Annotated in this window: 16 protein-coding genes; 11 read left to right on the forward strand and 5 right to left on the reverse strand. The window is 44.1% G+C overall.

The genetic code is table 11. The features are described 5' to 3' along the window. The first annotated feature begins 1 nt into the window (after position 1). Positions 2-1123, forward strand: coding sequence for an ABC transporter permease (locus B2W60_RS08475; RefSeq protein WP_292359738.1), 1122 nt, complete (start codon positions 2-4; stop codon positions 1121-1123). Between the two features lie 24 nt (positions 1124-1147). Here B2W60_RS08475 and B2W60_RS08480 read toward each other — a convergent pair whose 3' ends face one another. Both B2W60_RS08480 and B2W60_RS08485 read right to left on the reverse strand, forming a co-directional pair. Beyond that, positions 1148-1813 carry an HAD family hydrolase gene (locus B2W60_RS08480; RefSeq protein ID WP_292359736.1) on the reverse strand — a complete coding sequence of 222 codons (666 nt, stop codon included), beginning with the start codon at positions 1811-1813 and terminating at the stop codon, positions 1148-1150. 112 nt (positions 1814-1925) lie between these two features. Beyond that, the gene (locus tag B2W60_RS08485; RefSeq protein ID WP_292359735.1) at positions 1926-2567 is read right to left on the reverse strand and encodes an arylesterase; all 642 of its coding nucleotides are present in this window, start codon (positions 2565-2567) and stop codon (positions 1926-1928) included. 28 nt (positions 2568-2595) lie between these two features. On the opposite strand from B2W60_RS08485, the gene B2W60_RS08490 reads away from it, so the two are divergent. The 6 genes from B2W60_RS08490 to B2W60_RS08515 all read left to right on the forward strand — a co-directional run bounded on the left by B2W60_RS08490 (position 2596) and on the right by B2W60_RS08515 (position 8774). Then, complete coding sequence (locus B2W60_RS08490) at positions 2596-3327, forward strand: ABC transporter ATP-binding protein (protein WP_292359734.1); 732 nt, start codon at positions 2596-2598, stop codon at positions 3325-3327. After that, on the forward strand, positions 3324-5807 hold the full coding sequence (locus B2W60_RS08495) for an ABC transporter permease (RefSeq protein ID WP_292359732.1): 2484 nt from the start codon (positions 3324-3326) through the stop codon (positions 5805-5807). The genes B2W60_RS08490 and B2W60_RS08495 overlap by 4 nt, the downstream gene beginning before the upstream one ends. Before the next feature lie 115 nt (positions 5808-5922). Continuing rightward, positions 5923-6630: a monofunctional biosynthetic peptidoglycan transglycosylase gene (mtgA, locus tag B2W60_RS08500; protein WP_292359730.1), complete on the forward strand. Its 708-nt coding sequence runs from the start codon at positions 5923-5925 to the stop codon at positions 6628-6630. Positions 6631-6796: 166 nt separating this feature from the next. After that, positions 6797-6970 (forward strand): hypothetical protein, encoded by a 174-nt coding sequence (locus B2W60_RS08505; RefSeq protein WP_292359729.1) that lies wholly within the window; start codon positions 6797-6799, stop codon positions 6968-6970. Between the two features lie 154 nt (positions 6971-7124). Continuing rightward, positions 7125-7355, forward strand: coding sequence for a DUF2789 domain-containing protein (locus tag B2W60_RS08510; protein WP_292359728.1), 231 nt, complete (start codon positions 7125-7127; stop codon positions 7353-7355). Positions 7356-7403: 48 nt separating this feature from the next. After that, positions 7404-8774, forward strand: coding sequence for a class II fumarate hydratase (locus B2W60_RS08515; protein WP_292359726.1), 1371 nt, complete (start codon positions 7404-7406; stop codon positions 8772-8774). A 28-nt stretch (positions 8775-8802) separates the two neighbouring features. Here the strand turns inward: B2W60_RS08515 and B2W60_RS08520 are convergent, their stop codons facing one another. Then, on the reverse strand, positions 8803-9228 hold the full coding sequence (locus B2W60_RS08520) for a YkvA family protein (RefSeq protein ID WP_292359725.1): 426 nt from the start codon (positions 9226-9228) through the stop codon (positions 8803-8805). Between the two features lie 125 nt (positions 9229-9353). Here B2W60_RS08520 and B2W60_RS08525 point away from each other — a divergent pair, with 125 nt between their 5' ends. From B2W60_RS08525 to B2W60_RS08540, 4 genes are all read left to right on the forward strand, one after another. After that, on the forward strand, positions 9354-10649 hold the full coding sequence (locus B2W60_RS08525) for a methyl-accepting chemotaxis protein (RefSeq protein ID WP_292359723.1): 1296 nt from the start codon (positions 9354-9356) through the stop codon (positions 10647-10649). Positions 10650-10761: 112 nt separating this feature from the next. Then, positions 10762-11778 carry an ABC transporter substrate-binding protein gene (locus B2W60_RS08530; RefSeq protein WP_292359720.1) on the forward strand — a complete coding sequence of 339 codons (1017 nt, stop codon included), beginning with the start codon at positions 10762-10764 and terminating at the stop codon, positions 11776-11778. Next, on the forward strand, positions 11775-14069 hold the full coding sequence (locus tag B2W60_RS08535; RefSeq protein WP_292359718.1) for an ATP-binding protein: 2295 nt from the start codon (positions 11775-11777) through the stop codon (positions 14067-14069). The genes B2W60_RS08530 and B2W60_RS08535 overlap by 4 nt, the downstream gene beginning before the upstream one ends. A gap of 353 nt (positions 14070-14422) precedes the next feature. Continuing rightward, positions 14423-14671 carry a hypothetical protein gene (locus B2W60_RS08540; protein ID WP_292359717.1) on the forward strand — a complete coding sequence of 83 codons (249 nt, stop codon included), beginning with the start codon at positions 14423-14425 and terminating at the stop codon, positions 14669-14671. 300 nt (positions 14672-14971) lie between these two features. On the opposite strand, the gene B2W60_RS08545 is transcribed toward B2W60_RS08540, so the two are convergent. Together B2W60_RS08545 and B2W60_RS08550 are read right to left on the reverse strand one after the other, a co-directional pair. After that, positions 14972-15430 (reverse strand): hypothetical protein, encoded by a 459-nt coding sequence (locus B2W60_RS08545; protein WP_292359715.1) that lies wholly within the window; start codon positions 15428-15430, stop codon positions 14972-14974. A 30-nt stretch (positions 15431-15460) separates the two neighbouring features. Next, positions 15461-15817 carry a hypothetical protein gene (locus tag B2W60_RS08550; protein WP_292359713.1) on the reverse strand — a complete coding sequence of 119 codons (357 nt, stop codon included), beginning with the start codon at positions 15815-15817 and terminating at the stop codon, positions 15461-15463. Positions 15818-15837 lie beyond the last annotated feature (20 nt).

Below are 15837 nucleotides of genomic sequence, written 5' to 3' on the forward strand. Positions count from 1 at the left end.
GATGGGTGTCGCCAATCTGCTGCATTTAGGCATCAAAGAATTACGAAGTCTGGCGCGTGATCCGGTATTGATGATTTTCATTGTTTACGCATTCAGTTTATCAATTTATACCGCTGCGACAGCGATGATTGATTCCTTGAATAATGCACCGATAGCCATTGTTGATGATGATCGTTCACCCTTATCTATGCGTATTGTAGATGCTTTCTATCCACCGTATTTTATGCCTCCTGTACTGGTTGAACAGCATGAAATAGATGCTCGTATGGATATGGGAATTGATACCTTTGCTTTGCATATTCCGTCTAATTTTCAACGTGATTTACTGGCTGGTCATCAACCCGTTATTCAGTTAAATATTGATGCTACCCGAATGGGGCAGGCGTTTACCGGAAATAGTTATGTACAGTCCATTGTCAGTGGAGAAATAACAGCCTTTGTTGAACGGCATCGTCAAATCAGCACGACGCCAGCAGATCTGGTACTGCGGGCAAAATTTAATGCCGAACTCAATAGCCAATGGTTTGGCGCGGTAATGCAGTTGATTAACAACATTACGATGCTGTCAATTATTCTCACTGGGGCTGCGCTTATCCGGGAGCGTGAGCATGGCACGGTCGAGCATTTACTGGTGATGCCAGTCACACCGTTTGAGATCATGGCCAGCAAAGTCTGGTCGATGGCATTAGTGGTATTAGTCGCCACAGCTTTATCATTGTGGCTGGTGGTTCAGACATGGCTATCAGTGCCGATCCATGGATCCGTATGGTTGTTTCTGCTGGGCACCTTGCTGCATTTATTTGCAACCACTTCATTAGGCATTTTTCTGGGCACGATAGCCAGATCAATGCCTCAATTTGGTTTGTTGATGGTGCTGATTCTGTTACCTCTGCAAGTGTTATCCGGCGGCAGCACCCCGCGTGAGAGCATGCCGGAGATTATTCAGCACATCATGTTGATAGCGCCTAATACTCACTTTGTCATGCTGGCCCAATCGATTCTGTATCGCGGGGCAGGTTTCAGTGACGTTTGGCCACAGTTCCTTGCCTTGATACTGCTTGGGGCGGCTTTGTTCGGTATATCGTTGAGCCGTTTTCGCAAAACCATTGTCTCCATGGCCTAAGATCACCAGACCGATAAATCGTATTTATTGGCACAATGATAAAGACTCAATGTCATCAATATTAAATTGCATGAGCGATTGAAAAGTGGTTCTGGTCATAGTATTGATTACATAATCTGCAGCCCGGATTGGATTAACATAAATTACCTGCATTCCAGCTGCATGCGCTGCCCTGACGCCGGTTGGTGAATCCTCGAATACCAGACAGTGTTGGGGATCTACCTGCAGGACTTCAGCACTTTTAAGATATATTTCCGGATGCGGTTTGGTATTTTCAACATCATCAGCGGTATGTACGGAGTCAAAGTAGCGTTCGATGTTCAGGCATTGCAGCACGGTGTTGCAAACTGGACGTGGTGCATTCGTCGCTAAACCAATAGGTAATTGACCGGGCTTAAAAAGCGTATCAAGTAAGTTGAGCGCGCCTTGCATAGCACGGGGGCTTTTTTGAATCTGCAGGCAAACCTCTTCAATGACACGTTGCTCGGCAGCTTGAAGCGAAAAGGATGTAAGTGCTTTTGCCGACCAGAATTCCGAGACTTCCTGCATGTTCATATTGCGGGTCAGTAATTGATCGGCTTCAGTAATTGAAATTCCGTAACTGGAAAAAACAGTTTTTTCAGCATCATCCCAAATCTGCTCGGAATCAATCAGTACGCCATCCATATCAAAAATAACGGCTTTAATCATAACGATTTCCATGATGATGGCAGTTTGGCTTCAAATGAAGCATATTTAGTTTAAACATTCGGCAACATTTCAGCGATTAATCAGGTCAGATACAAGGTTTAATTAAGTTAATCTACTGTTCGAGTAATGCAAGTAACTCAGACCAGATATTATCAAGTAGTTGCGGTTGTGCTTTTGCCGTTGGATGAATCCCATCTGCCTGCATCATTGCTTCACCATCATAAACATCGGCCAGAAAGAATGGTAAAAAAGCCACGTTATACTCTTTTGCCAGACTGGAATAAACATTGGCAAATGCTGTTGTGTAACGGGGACCATAGTTCGGTGGAATTTCGATGCCGACCAATAAAACTTTTGCCTCGTGCTGTTGGGATAACTGGATCATTTTGGCTAAATTATTTCGAATAACGTCAGGTGGAAAACCTCTTAAGCCGTCGTTACCACCTAATTCTATAACGACAATGGTGGGCTCATGTTTGTCCAGTAAATCGGGTAGTCTGCGTAGACCACCGTCGGTTGTTTCACCACTGATACTGGCATTGGCCACATGCCAGGTGCCAGGTGTCTTATCTTCCAGACGATTTTTGAGCAGCTCAACCCAGGCGGCATCACTGTCGATACCATAGGCAGCGCTGAGGCTGTCACCAACAATTAACAGGTTTTTTCGCTGTGGTTCAGCAGCTTGTGACTGAAAACTGATCAGTACTAAAAACAACCAGATAAACAATTTTTGTGACGATAATAAGGTTTTCATAACCACCCATTAATTATGTGAGGAAAGCATGTCCACTGATAGACAACCGGATCTTTCAAACGACTTCATGATACAGGTACAAAATCTGTCGCACTCTGTCGATTTAGGCACTGATAAGTTATCGATTTTGCAGCATGTGAATCTGGATATCCGTAAAGGTGAATCGGCCGCTATCGTCGGCCGGTCCGGCTCAGGTAAAACCACCTTACTGGGGTTACTGGCAGGACTGGATTTACCCTCCAGTGGAACGGTTAAGCTTGATGGACATATTATCAGTGCATTATCGGAAGATGAACGTGCCAGTCTCCGTTCGCAGCGTGTTGGCTTTGTATTTCAGTCTTTTCAATTATTACCGACGTTATCTGCAATCGAAAATGTCATGCTTCCCATAGAGTTAGCAGGACTGTCTAATGCTAAAACACAAGCTGAAAACCTGCTTGAGCGTGTCGGTCTTGGCGAGCGTATGCAGCACACACCACGGCAATTATCGGGAGGTGAGCAACAACGGGTGGCTATTGCCAGAGCCTTTGCCGTTGAACCGAAAGTGTTATTTGCGGACGAACCCACTGGCAATCTGGACACGCGTACCGGTGAAGCTATTACGGATTTATTAATGGCACTGAATCGTGAACAGGGCACCACGCTGGTGATGGTGACACATGATCAGCAACTTGCCGATCGTTGTCAGCGACATTTTGTAATTGATGCGGGTGTATTACATGAACATCACGCCGCTGATGCAGGGGTTATATCTGCATGAGTGTGACAGGTAAAGTCATTTCGTTTAGTCAGGATTTACGCGAACGAAACGTTAAAGTCATGTTGCTGGCTATGATTATAGCGGTTGCTACGGTAGCCACCATTAATGCCTTTGCTGATCATCTGCAACGTACGTTAATGACGTCTGCCAGTGCTTTTTTGGCAGCAGATCGTCAATTAAACAGCCGAACCAATGCACCGATTCCAGAGGCGTGGTATGCAGAAGCAGAAAATTTTGGTTTAGAAATTGGTCGAATGATTGAGTTTGGCACCATGGTGTCTAATGAAAGCCAATTTCAACTGGTTGCGGTTAAGGCGATTGATAATAATTACCCGTTGCGAGGTGAACTTGAATGGCAGGCCGATCTGGAGGCGGCACGGCAAATTATTACATCAGGGCCCAAGCCTGGTGAAGTCTGGTTGAATCCACGTTTAATGCGCTTATTGGAATTACGTCCGGGGGATGCTCTGGAAGTCGGGGCTACATCACTTGAAGTGACTGGGGTGATCATGCGTGAGCCAGATGGCGGCTTTCGACTTTCCAATCTGGCGCCACGGGTTATGATGCATATTGACGATGTAGCGTCTACCGGGGTTATACAAGAGGGTAGCCGGGTGCGTCATCGTGGTCTGTTTGCCGGAGGTGCCACCAATCTGGCGGATTTTGAAACCTGGTTGGAACCACAGTTAACCGATAATTACCGCTGGGTAGATGTTCGTCAGGGAGAAACCCTGGGGGAATCTCTGGATAAAGCAGAAGGATTTTTATTGCTGGGCGGCAGTCTGGCCGTGTTACTGGCTGTAGTGGCCATTGCCGTTGCCAGCCGCCAATATGCACTTAGTCAGCGGGATCGGGTGGCCTTATTAAAAACTATGGGTCTGACCGGTAAACGTATTCGCAAGTTGTATTTATCCCGACTCGTCATCTGGGGACTGATATCGACAGTGATTGGCTTATTGTTAGCGATACCGGCAGCCTGGTTAATGGCCTCGATGACAGCTCAATTGATGGAACAACCGTTACAGTTTGAATTGGATTTCTGGCAACTGTGGCCAGCTATATTAACGGCTTTGGTCGCGTTGTTTGCCTTTGCCTATCCGCCAATAGATCGATTACGGAATACCCCGGCAATGCGTGTGTTTCGCAGCCTGCCAACCAATGATAAAGGTGCTTTAGCCAAAGATTTGTTGTTGGCTGTTGCGGTAATATTGGGTCTGTTGTGGATCTATGTCAGCGATCTTAAATTGGTAATAGCCTTACTGGGCGCCATTATCACTCTAGTCGTCACTCTGGCTATCGTAGGTGCCGGACTAATCTGGCTGTTACGCAAATTTACGGCAGGACAGGGTAGTTGGCGGTTAGCGGTCATCGCTTTGTACCGACATCGCAACGCCACCTTGTCACAAATGTCAGTGTTTGCCATGACGATTATGCTGGCCGCTACCTTGGTTCTGGTGCGTTCTTCCTTGTTAGCTGACTGGCAGGCACAGTTGCCTGAAGATGCGCCAAATCACTTTTTGCTTAATATTGCACCGGAATCTGTTAATGAAGTTGAAGCTTTTTTTACTGAGCATGATCTAAACAGAAGCCCGCTATACCCGATTATCCGAGGCAGACTGACCGAGATAAATGCACAGCCGGCTCAGGAAGTCGCGTTAAACAAAGATGACGATGAACTGCGCCGGGAATTAAACCTGACGATTTCAGATAGTTATCCGGATGATAATGAAATTGTGGCCGGACAATGGTTTAAGGCGGGAGATACCAAGGGCTTATCAATTGAGCAGTCATTAGCTGAATCGCTTGGAGTAAAGGTTGGCGATGAACTGGGTTTTACAGTGGGTGCTGAAAAAGTGACTGCTAAAATCACCAGTATTCGCAGTGTGCAATGGGACAGTATGCGGCCGAATTTCTTTATTATTTTTCCACCCAATGGTGCGATAGATGGATTGCCCAGTACGTCGCTTACCAGCTTTTATCTGGCAGAGCAGGATAAAGCACTGTTGAATGATTTTGTGCGACAGTTCCCAACGATTTCAGTACTGGAAATTGATCATATTATCGAACGTATTCAGCAAATCATCCGCCAGGTCACGCAGGCTGTTGAAGCAATATTATTAATGATTCTGCTGGCTGCCATTGCGGTGATGGTAGCCGTTGTCAGCGCGACGATGTCTGAACGACAACGTGAGGGGGCATTATTACGTACCTTAGGCGGTCAACAACAATTACTGGTAAGAGCCACGATGATTGAGTTTGCATTGATTGGCTTTCTAGCCGGTATTCTAGGGGTATTTGCTGCAGAAATAGCGGTTTGGGCTTTGCAAAGCCGTATGTTTGATGGCGAGTTTCGCTGGCATTGGCCGGTAGTGGTCAACTTGCCGTTTATCAGTGCTTTTATACTGGCGTTATTAGGACGCTGGCAATTAACGCCGGTATTGACCGTGTCACCCATGTTGTTACTCAGAAGACTGGAATAACGATGCCCGGAATAACGTTATCCGCATTGACTGTATTAATGAATGTTGCATGGCAAAAATAAACGCCCCATTATGTGCGGGTTTGCATCTTTGAAGATGTCTGTTTTGTTTAGGAATGGCTGTGCGTCGAGTTTATCGGTTTATTTTACGGGGATTACTGCAAGCGATATTGGCGTTTGTTCTGTTGAGTTTATTGCTGGTGTTGCCATTTCGCTGGGTGAATCCACCGATCACCATGGTGATGGCTGATAGATGGATTCATTCAACGGAAGACTTTGAATTACGACAATCCTGGTTAAGCTGGGAAGCGATTCCTAAACACGCGGCGTTAGCGGTGGTCACTTCTGAGGATCAGAAATTTCCCTTACACAGTGGGTTTGACCTTAAGGCGATTCAGCAGGCGCTGAAAGAGCGAGAGCGTAGGGGAGGCTTGCGTGGTGCCAGCACTATCAGTCAGCAAGTGGCGAAGAATATGTATCTCTGGACTGGACGCAGCTGGTTCAGAAAGGGCTTGGAAGTATGGTTTACCTTACTGATCGAACTCTCATGGAGTAAGCAACGTATTCTTGAGGTTTATCTGAATATCGCTGAGTGGGGGCCTGGGGTATTTGGCATCGAGGCCGCCAGCCAATATCACTTCAGACTTCCGGCAGCGAATCTGACCCCCATGCAGGCGGCTTTACTCGCGTCTTCATTACCCAGCCCATTAAATTACAATCCAGCGAGGCCAGCGCAGCATCTGCATAAACGTGCTGAATGGAATTTACAGCAGCAACGCAGGCTTGGTGGCGTGCAGTGGTTAGCGCCGTTAAACGAAAAATAATGCAAATCATAACGGGCCGATATAAATGTGAATCAGCTCACATGTCGACGACAAAGCATTGATTCTTCACATGAATTACACATCATCTTAATAAAATGAAAACGTATTAATTGAGTGATAACAGCTTCAATTAACAGTTTTTTCTATAACTATTGGGATTGAGATGATGAGAATGAATACTGAAATGCAGGACCTGGAGACTTGGGTCAGACATTACGCAGACCATAATGTGTTTGAACATAATGGTGAATTAATTGATAGTGAAAGTGCATTTAGTTCTGCCGGTTTACACGCTCAAGCCAAGCCAAGTTATCAGGACTGGCTGGCCACGGTTGCTTAATCAGTTCGGAAATCACCGTGGAGATTAACACGCCAGAAACAATGATTTTCCTGCAAATTTGAAATTCCAGTCTTCTCTTTGAAAAGCAGCCTATTAAGCGTAATGTAAGTTCAGTTATGATGTTTCAACGCTTGTGAATTCGAGGATATTGGCTATGGATATGTCGCAGCACAATATGGAAAATCTGTTTATGCAGCTGGGGTTGGAGAGCAATGAGGAGGCCATTGAAGACTTTATGGCGGATCATACATTGCAGGAAGATGAAAAACTGGAAGATGCCAGCTTCTGGTCAGCATCCCAGGCAGCGTTTATTAAAGAATGTCTGGCTTCAGACTCGGACTGGGCAGAAGTGGTTGATCAGCTTAATGTTCAATTACGCCAGTAATGTTTCTTTACAGAAACATGTTTGATGGTTTAACCCTGAATCGTTTTTATGTCCAGTGAAAGACGTTGGGGTAAGCAAACACAGCTTGCCCTCAGACATTTTTCTATCGGTGAAGAAACCTTTCCCCGGGAATTTATTCGTGCATTAGCTATCGTAAAACGTTGTGCTGCCCAGGCCAATATGGATATTCGCCAACTAGATTTTCAATTCGGCCGGACCATTTCAGAGGTGAGCCTTGAAGTCATAAACGGCGAACATGATCAGCAGTTTCCATTAAGCATCTGGCAATCCGGTTCCGGTACACAAACCCATATGAATATGAATGAGGTCATTGCCAACCTTGCCACACAGCGATTAGATACTGCCAGTCAAATTCATCCCAATGATCACTGCAATATCGGTCAATCCACTAATGACAGCTTTTCGACTGCAATGCATATTGCGACGGTTGAACAAATTCATCATCAGCTGTTGCCTGCATTGGAAAATATGCAACAGCTACTGGAACAGCATGCAGACCAATGGCAAGCCATTATCAAAACTGGCCGTACCCATCTGCAGGATGCCACGCCCCTGACTCTGGGCCAGCAGTTTTCGGCTTATGCCTCGCAAATTAACGCTAATATCAGATGGCTGAGACAAGTCACGGGTGAATTATATTCGGTCCCTCAAGGCGGAACGGCTGTAGGAACGGGGCTAAACAGTACCGTCGGTTTCGCCGAAAAGTTTGCTGAATATTTAACTGAGTTTACCGGTTTACCTTTCACCGCCAGTCAAAACAAACTCTCTTTGCAGGCTGCTCACGATGGGCTGGTCAATGTGTCGGGGGGATTAAATACTCTGGCGGTCAGTCTGAATAAAATCGCTGCCGATATTCGTCTATTAGGATCCGGACCGCGTTGCGGTATAGGGGAATTAAAGTTACCTGAAAATGAACCCGGTTCATCCATCATGCCGGGTAAGGTCAATCCCACTCAATGTGAAGCAATGATGATGGTCTGTGCCCAGGTAATGGGCAACCATATGACGATAACCTTCGCCGGGGCTCAGGGACAATTAGAGTTGAATACGTTTAAGCCGGTAATCATTCATAACCTGCTGCAGTCGATACGATTGCTGGTGCATACCGTAAACAGCTTTACGGAGTATTGCCTGATTGGGCTGGAACCCGATCGACTACGCATCGACGCCTTATTAAACCATTCGCTGATGCTGGTTACGGTCTTATCTCCCGTGATCGGTTACGATAACGCCAGTTTTATCGTTCAACAGGCGCACGCTAATGGAACCACATTACGGGAGGAGGCGATACGCTCTGGTTATATCAGTGCAAAAGCGTTTGATGAACTTATCCAGGCGGAAAAGATGTTGGGGCCTGTTGAGCGTTCATCATCTGGGGATGAATTGAAAGATATATAAAATGGGTGTCACAAATGCTTTGGGATATTCATTGATAAAACAGTGACCAAACAGCATACGTAAGCACAGCTGAAAAGAGTAACCAACAACAGATTATCGCTACGGCAGCATAACGATTTTCCGGTAATTGAATTGGCTTCATTGCAGCTTTTGTCAGACAGTCAGCCCATACCTCCTCCGGTATCAGTTTTACGGCCAGATAAATACCCAACGGCAGAATAAGCAGTTCATCCAAATAACCGATGACAGGAATAAAATCCGGAATAAGATCAACAGGGCTTAATGCATACGCTACTACAGCAATTCCCAACCATTTCGCCATTTCAGGTACTGCCGGGTCCTTGCTGGCTAAATACAGAGCTGAGATATGCAGTTTCAGACCCCTGGCAAACTGTTTTAACGTATTTTTCAACATGGCTTTATATTCAGCAATAGTCAGTAATGCAAAGTGCACTCTTTTAAGACACTAATTTTATTGACATAAAATTCACAATAAATCCGTTTTAATTCCTTACAAAATGCAGTGATTAGTTGGTGTTTATTCATATTGATCACATTATAAAAATTGGATGGGTTTAGATGTTTAATAAAAAATTAAAAAGAGATTTAGCTGAGACATACAGTAAATATAATGAGATTAATAGTCTGATGAATTCAATCCAGTCATCAGTGGCAACCATCCAATTTGATAATAAAGGAATTATCGAAGAGGTTAACGACAGTTTTTTATCCGTTGTGGGCTATGAAAAATCTGAACTGATTGGCAAGCATCATCAGATATTTTGTGATGAGGATTATATCCAGTCTGCTGAATATAAAAGTTTTTGGGAGCAACTTAGTCATGGTAAACAAAAGTCGGGTACGTACAAACGATTCACTAAATCCAGGCAAGTAGTTTGGTTGGAAGCTTCCTATTTTCCGATAACTAACAAGGATAATAAGGTTACCGGTATCCTTAAAATTGCAGCAGATGTCACTCAGTCTCATAACAACATGCGCGATCTTGAAGCAGCGTTTAGTGCATTAAACCGCTCGATGGCGATTATTGAGTTCACTCCTGATGGTCAGATCTTAAAAGCCAACGATAACTTTCTTTCGGTGGTGGGATATACATCAGAGCAGGTGGTTGGCAATCATCATCGTATCTTCTGTTTCGATCAATTTTATGAAGAAAATCCACATTTCTGGGCAGACATCAGTTCGGGAAAATTCTTTTCCGATCAATTCGTCAGGAAAACAGCTTCCGGACATTCCGTCTGGTTGGAAGCCTCTTATAACCCTGTGTTTGACGATGAGGGTAAGGTTGTCAAGGTGATTAAATTTGCCAGTGATATTACTCAGAGAATCGAACATAACGACAGGGTCATGCGTGCAGCAGAAATGTCATTTTCCACCGCGGAGGAAACCTCTCAAATCGCCAAAAATGGTGTTGATTTACTTAATACCTCTGTAGCAATGTCCAATACTATCCTGCAGGATGTATCCGATACGTCAGCGAACATTGAACAGTTGAATAAAGAATCTAAAAACATTGAAAATATCGTTTCTACAATTAACGATATTGCCGAACAGACGAATCTGTTGGCATTAAATGCTGCCATAGAAGCGGCACGTGCAGGGGAGCAGGGCAAGGGGTTTGCGGTAGTAGCTGATGAGGTCAGAAAGTTGGCCTCCAGAACCAGCGAGTCCACTGATGAAATAAAAGAAGTGGTCAAGCAAAATCGTATGCTGACACATGATGTGACACAAAGAATGGATAGTGTGAAGCAAAAAGCTATGGACAGTAATGAACAGCTGACTGCCGTTTCATCAGTTATGACGGAAATATTGCAGGGTGCTGAGGATGTTTCGCGGACAGTTTCTTCACTTTTGTAGGGTGAAAATCTTTGTAGGTCTATTTTGCAAATGTGCGTGAAAAGATTAAAGTTAGCCATTAAACGGGCGTAATAAAGACTATAAATGCACCAACGCAATTATGGAAGACAGCATGAGATTGAAAATATTATTAAGCTTACTTGTCTTCTTCCTTGTCGCCTGTCGCTCTGAAGAGCCTGCAGAACCGACATTACAATTGGCTGGAGTGAATTATCTGGGTGATTTGCCGACGTTGGTGGCCAGTAAAAACAATCTGTTTCAAAAACATCATTTAAATCTTGAAGTGTCTCTTTCCGAGTCTGGAAAGCAAAACCTGGATGACTTGCTCGCAGGCAAAGTTGATTTTGCTCTAATGGCACCAACCCCCTTTACGCTGGACAAATTAGCCAATGCGGATACCCCGCGTCAGGGTAATGAGCCGGTCATTTTAGGGAATCTCCTGCACTCCACCCGGATGAACCAGATATTAACGCTGAAGGGAAGGAATATACAGACAGTCAATGCGCTGAAGGGAGGCAAGGTAGGGCTTAGTAAGGGCACCAATGCCGAATATTTATGGTGGTTATATACCGTTTTTTATCAATTAGATGCCGACAGTGTGGAGCTTATTAATTTGCCGGTTACGGAACTGGGTTCGGCATTAGTTGAGGGAAAAGTTGATGCCATTGTGACCTGGCAACCATGGACAAACCGATATATTGATGAATATGCCGATCAAATTGAGCAAGTAGATGGCAGCCATGTATACAGTGCTAAATGGTTATTGGTGACGACCCGGCAGATGGCTGAGGAAAATCCGGAATACTGTCAGCATTTGCTTGAGGCCTATGTTGAAGCAATCAGGTTGATTCAGTCGGACACTGACAACGTGATGCAGATGTATAGCGAGCAAGCCAATACAGATGAAATGCCTCTCATCAAATACCAGCCCGCGTTGCATCAATTGAATCTGAATTGGTCATTAATTGCTGAACTTCATCAAAGTATTCAATGGGCCAAACTTAGAGGGCTTGCTGAAACAGACATACAGACGGATGTAATTTCCTGGTTTGCTCCGGAACCGTTGCGTACTATTCAGCCGTTTTCAGTCAAGATTCCCACCATGCAGATTGATGAGAGTCAGCCATGAAGCTGGTTCAAATCGCCATTATTTTTATATGTACAAGCCTGCTGGGATTATTGTTTTTAATCGTGTTAGGTGCCTGGAGTTATCATCAGGTTGAATTAAAACGGGATGAACTGAGCTACCTGGGCTCAATAAAACACAGAATCGATGCGTTATCTGTTGGCAGCGATAATGTGTTGATATTTCGTCCCGATGACAGACTTTGGCAGATTTTTTTAGGTGATGCCCGAGCGATTCAGGCAGATCTTACCGCTCTGGAAAATGGTGGATTCAATGCTCAGCTTGCAGTGCGGCATATAGATCAACTGATTAAATCAGTTGAAGATGCCTATAAAACACTGCCGGAAAATATCGATCTGATAAGCAATGATTACCGGATTAATCCATTGACCCTGCCATTAAGATCGAGACTGCTTATCAATCAGGTAGCGGATCATGGCATTGCCATAGAGAGCGCGATAGATCAGTTAATGCTGGAGAATCAGCAGAGCATTCAAAGCTATATAAACCGTATTTTATTGCTGTTTATACTGTCTACGCTATTGTTTGGCGTGTTGTGTGTGATCGCCTTCAGTATGATGTATCAGCGTATTGCTGTACCTACCCGAAATCTTATCAGCACCATACAACAAGTGTCTCAAAACGATGACAAAGCACGTGCAAAAGTTATCGGCAAAGATGAAATGGCTGAGTTATCAATTGCCTTTAATGCACTTCTGGATCAAAAAGATCATTCGAATCAACAGATCCTCCAGCAACAAAGCGAGTTAAGCAAACAGGCTCATTTACTGGAGATAGCGGGTCGAGTTACCCGTTTTGGTGGCTGGTCGATAGATATGATGACTAAACAAGTGAAATGGTCCAATATGGTGGCTAACATTCATGGCAAACCGAATGGCTATTCTCCTACTCTTGATGAAGGGTTTTCATTTTATATTCCAGAGCATCAATCGCGGGTTAAAGAACTGTTTCATGCTTGCTCAGAGCACGGAACACCTTTCGATGTGGAATTGCAGATCATCAATTCTGCCGGGGAGCTGATTTGGGTTCGTTCATCTGGTGAGGCTGTACGTAATAGCGAAGGCGAAATCACTGCCTTGCAAGGTGCTTTTCAGGATATTACCGAACGTATTGAACTGGAAAACCGTCTGCGTCAATCTCAACGCCTGGAAGCTGTCGGGCAGCTGACTGGCGGTGTGGCACACGACTTTAATAACCTGTTAACGGTCGTTATTGGTAATTCACAAATTATTACCGAGTCACTGGATGAATCCAGCCGTCTCAAACCGTTAGCGGATATGATTCTGCAAGCGGGGTATCGAGGGGCAGAGTTAACCCGTAGTTTATTAGCCTTTGCCCGAAAACAACCGCTTGAACCAAAACCGGTAAAAATCAAGCAATTAATCCAGCAACTATGGCCATTGCTGGAACGGGCCGTAGGGGCTGAAATTTCAATTCAGTTAATGGCCGATGATCAGCTTCATCAGGTCATGATTGACTCCGGTCAATTTGAAAATGCTCTGCTGAATCTTGCCCTGAACGCCAAAGATGCCATGCCGAAGGGAGGACGCATTGTCATAGAAGCACAAAATACGCATTTACCCGATCGGTATGCACAGGAGCATGAGATTAATACGGGGGATTATGTCGTTATTGCTATTTCAGATTCAGGTTTCGGTATACCTGCAGAGATACTTGATAAAGTATTTGAACCGTTTTACACCACAAAAACAAAAGACAAGGGTACGGGTCTGGGACTCGCCATGGTGTATGGTTTTATCAAACAAAGTAATGGTCACGTTAATATCTACTCGGAACCAGGACAAGGCACTACAGTCAGGCTTTATTTGCCAGTTGCGACCAATAAAAATGTTCCTTCGGATAACGTGTCGTCTGTTACCACCGATTTAAAGAAGGGAAATGAACAGATACTGGTCGTTGAAGATGATCCATTGGTTCGTGAGTATGTCATCTCGCAATTGACAAGCCTGGGATATGAAGTGCTTTCCGCTGCAGACGGCAAGCAGGCAATGCAAATTCTTGAATCCGAACAGACTATTGATTTGCTGTTAACCGACGTTGTTTTGCCTGAAGGTATGAATGGACGGAAAATTGCCGAACAGGCACTTAAGTTACGGCCCGGGCTGCGAGTGTTATATACATCTGGTTATACTGAAAACTCTATTGTGCACCATGGCCGACTGGATCCTGGTGTGTTGTTATTATCTAAACCCTACAGTCGTGAAGAACTGGCGAATAAAGTTAGAATGGCGCTAGATGTGTCACCTGCATAACCTGTGGATTATCGTTTATAGCCTGCTGGTGGCAATCCAACCCGCTGAGCCTGAAAGTTTTCCGGTTATCTTGTAAAAATTACATGATTAATTCACTGTGCTCGCATGAAAATTTCATAATAAACACGCCAGTTTTATAGTGAACAATAACATTATATTTAAGCTTTAAGTTTATGATATTAAATAGTATATTTGGCTGTACTGTTTGTTCCTGAACCGCTCCTGATAAATCTGGCACAAGGTTTGCGATGGAGCTTGTTACAAGGAAAGCTTCATCGGCACTTTCTTTGATAGATTTTTTTAGTCATCAAGTTCACTAAAAAGTATGCCGATAATTAAAATAGGAGAATGAAATGTTTAAACAACTATTTCTTTCAACGGCCTTGGCGACAGCTTTTATCGCGACACCTGTACTCGCTGGCGATCATGATAAACATGATGCTAAAGGTGAGTCACAGACATATGACAATGTCGATAGAGATGATAAAAAAGTGACGCCAGATAAAAAAGCGTATGACAAAAACAAATCGGATGATGAAAATGCTAAACATCCTGCCCATGAAATGGGTGAAGGTGACCCTGCCAGGGAACAAGGCCAATAGTATCCTCTAGATTTATCAGTTTAATGAGAATGTAGTGTATTTAGTGGAAGAAAGATTTTCTGGCCGATTTCTCAGTGTCGGCTGGAAAATTCATTCAAGGATGTGACGCTACGTTTTCATTACCTTTCAATATATTTGATAATCTTAATGACTGATTTGTAATTTCTGCGCTAATCTAACGCTTGTTCCTCAATTATCCCCCCGTGATGCCAATCCTAATAATATGTTGGATGTCAAAACTCATACCTAAGACGTGGAATAGCAATCCCAACGTTTTCTATTAGAAAAACACTGACCTTTTTATAACTGTTTAAGTATCTGGCAAGCATGGCGTCCTTCGCTTAACAGGATGATGTTTTTATGAATACACGCATCATTCCAGCCAAATACATTATCGGGTGCGGCATGTTTGGAGAAAAATTCCAGGTCAACAGCTGTCGTATCGGCAAACTGGTAAACTTCGATACGTTCACTGTACCATTCACCCACCCAGCCAACTTCAGCATTTTGAATTAATGTTTGACGTTGATACTGTTTTTCAAATCCGGCAGCTTCGACATCCTTAATTCTAATCAACTGGTCATTGAAAGTGATTTTGTAGCTCAGCATGATGCCCGCAATAATAATGACGATAAACATGCAGTAAATCAGATAATCGGTCGCCGTTAATCCCGGGTTTCGGGCATGACATTGAACACATGTTCTGGCCTTACGAGCGACTTGGTATTCACAAACCTTGCATTTAACCAGTCTTGCCATAAATATTCCCTTTTTTGATTACCTGGATAATTAGCTGGGGAGTTTCCGATAATTGTTGATAATCCGGTGTACCCTCTCACATGCCTGAATATATTCCAGGATCATGACTGTGGGCGGTGACTGGATGCTTTCAATACTTAAGCGGGTATATTCGAGACGATGTATTAGATTTCCCAGTCGTGGATCCAGAACCGTCAGATTTCCGATTTCAATTTTGCCTAGCAAAACCGACTCGTTCTTATTCTTCCTATCAGCGTTCGGCATTCCATAGATTTCCTTTTCCAACACATGCCAGGCTTTACGCATTGAATAGATCGGAAATACCGATGCTTCCTTTTTCAGGGAGGCCCACTCCATGGATGCTTTTTTTGCGTGGTTGTTAGCCATAAATCACCAATAACGGCTAT

Source organism: Methylophaga sp. UBA2496, from assembly GCF_002341635.1.
In the GTDB taxonomy this organism is placed as follows: domain Bacteria; phylum Pseudomonadota; class Gammaproteobacteria; order Nitrosococcales; family Methylophagaceae; genus Methylophaga.

What these genes read in the sequence shown, in the direction of transcription:
- B2W60_RS08550 (WP_292359713.1), bottom strand. Translation starts at nt 15,817, where the DNA reads ATGGCTAACAACCACGCAAAAAAAGCATCCATGGAGTGGGCCTCCCTG.
- B2W60_RS08545 (WP_292359715.1), bottom strand. Translation starts at nt 15,430, where the DNA reads ATGGCAAGACTGGTTAAATGCAAGGTTTGTGAATACCAAGTCGCTCGT.
- B2W60_RS08485 (WP_292359735.1), bottom strand. Translation starts at nt 2,567, where the DNA reads ATGAAAACCTTATTATCGTCACAAAAATTGTTTATCTGGTTGTTTTTA.
- B2W60_RS08510 (WP_292359728.1), top strand. Translation starts at nt 7,125, where the DNA reads ATGGATATGTCGCAGCACAATATGGAAAATCTGTTTATGCAGCTGGGG.
- B2W60_RS08505 (WP_292359729.1), top strand. Translation starts at nt 6,797, where the DNA reads ATGAGAATGAATACTGAAATGCAGGACCTGGAGACTTGGGTCAGACAT.
- B2W60_RS08495 (WP_292359732.1), top strand. Translation starts at nt 3,324, where the DNA reads ATGAGTGTGACAGGTAAAGTCATTTCGTTTAGTCAGGATTTACGCGAA.
- B2W60_RS08530 (WP_292359720.1), top strand. Translation starts at nt 10,762, where the DNA reads ATGAGATTGAAAATATTATTAAGCTTACTTGTCTTCTTCCTTGTCGCC.
- B2W60_RS08480 (WP_292359736.1), bottom strand. Translation starts at nt 1,813, where the DNA reads ATGATTAAAGCCGTTATTTTTGATATGGATGGCGTACTGATTGATTCC.
- B2W60_RS08535 (WP_292359718.1), top strand. Translation starts at nt 11,775, where the DNA reads ATGAAGCTGGTTCAAATCGCCATTATTTTTATATGTACAAGCCTGCTG.
- B2W60_RS08525 (WP_292359723.1), top strand. Translation starts at nt 9,354, where the DNA reads ATGTTTAATAAAAAATTAAAAAGAGATTTAGCTGAGACATACAGTAAA.
- B2W60_RS08540 (WP_292359717.1), top strand. Translation starts at nt 14,423, where the DNA reads ATGTTTAAACAACTATTTCTTTCAACGGCCTTGGCGACAGCTTTTATC.
- B2W60_RS08515 (WP_292359726.1), top strand. Translation starts at nt 7,404, where the DNA reads ATGTCCAGTGAAAGACGTTGGGGTAAGCAAACACAGCTTGCCCTCAGA.
- B2W60_RS08490 (WP_292359734.1), top strand. Translation starts at nt 2,596, where the DNA reads ATGTCCACTGATAGACAACCGGATCTTTCAAACGACTTCATGATACAG.
- B2W60_RS08475 (WP_292359738.1), top strand. Translation starts at nt 2, where the DNA reads ATGGGTGTCGCCAATCTGCTGCATTTAGGCATCAAAGAATTACGAAGT.
- mtgA (WP_292359730.1), top strand. Translation starts at nt 5,923, where the DNA reads ATGGCTGTGCGTCGAGTTTATCGGTTTATTTTACGGGGATTACTGCAA.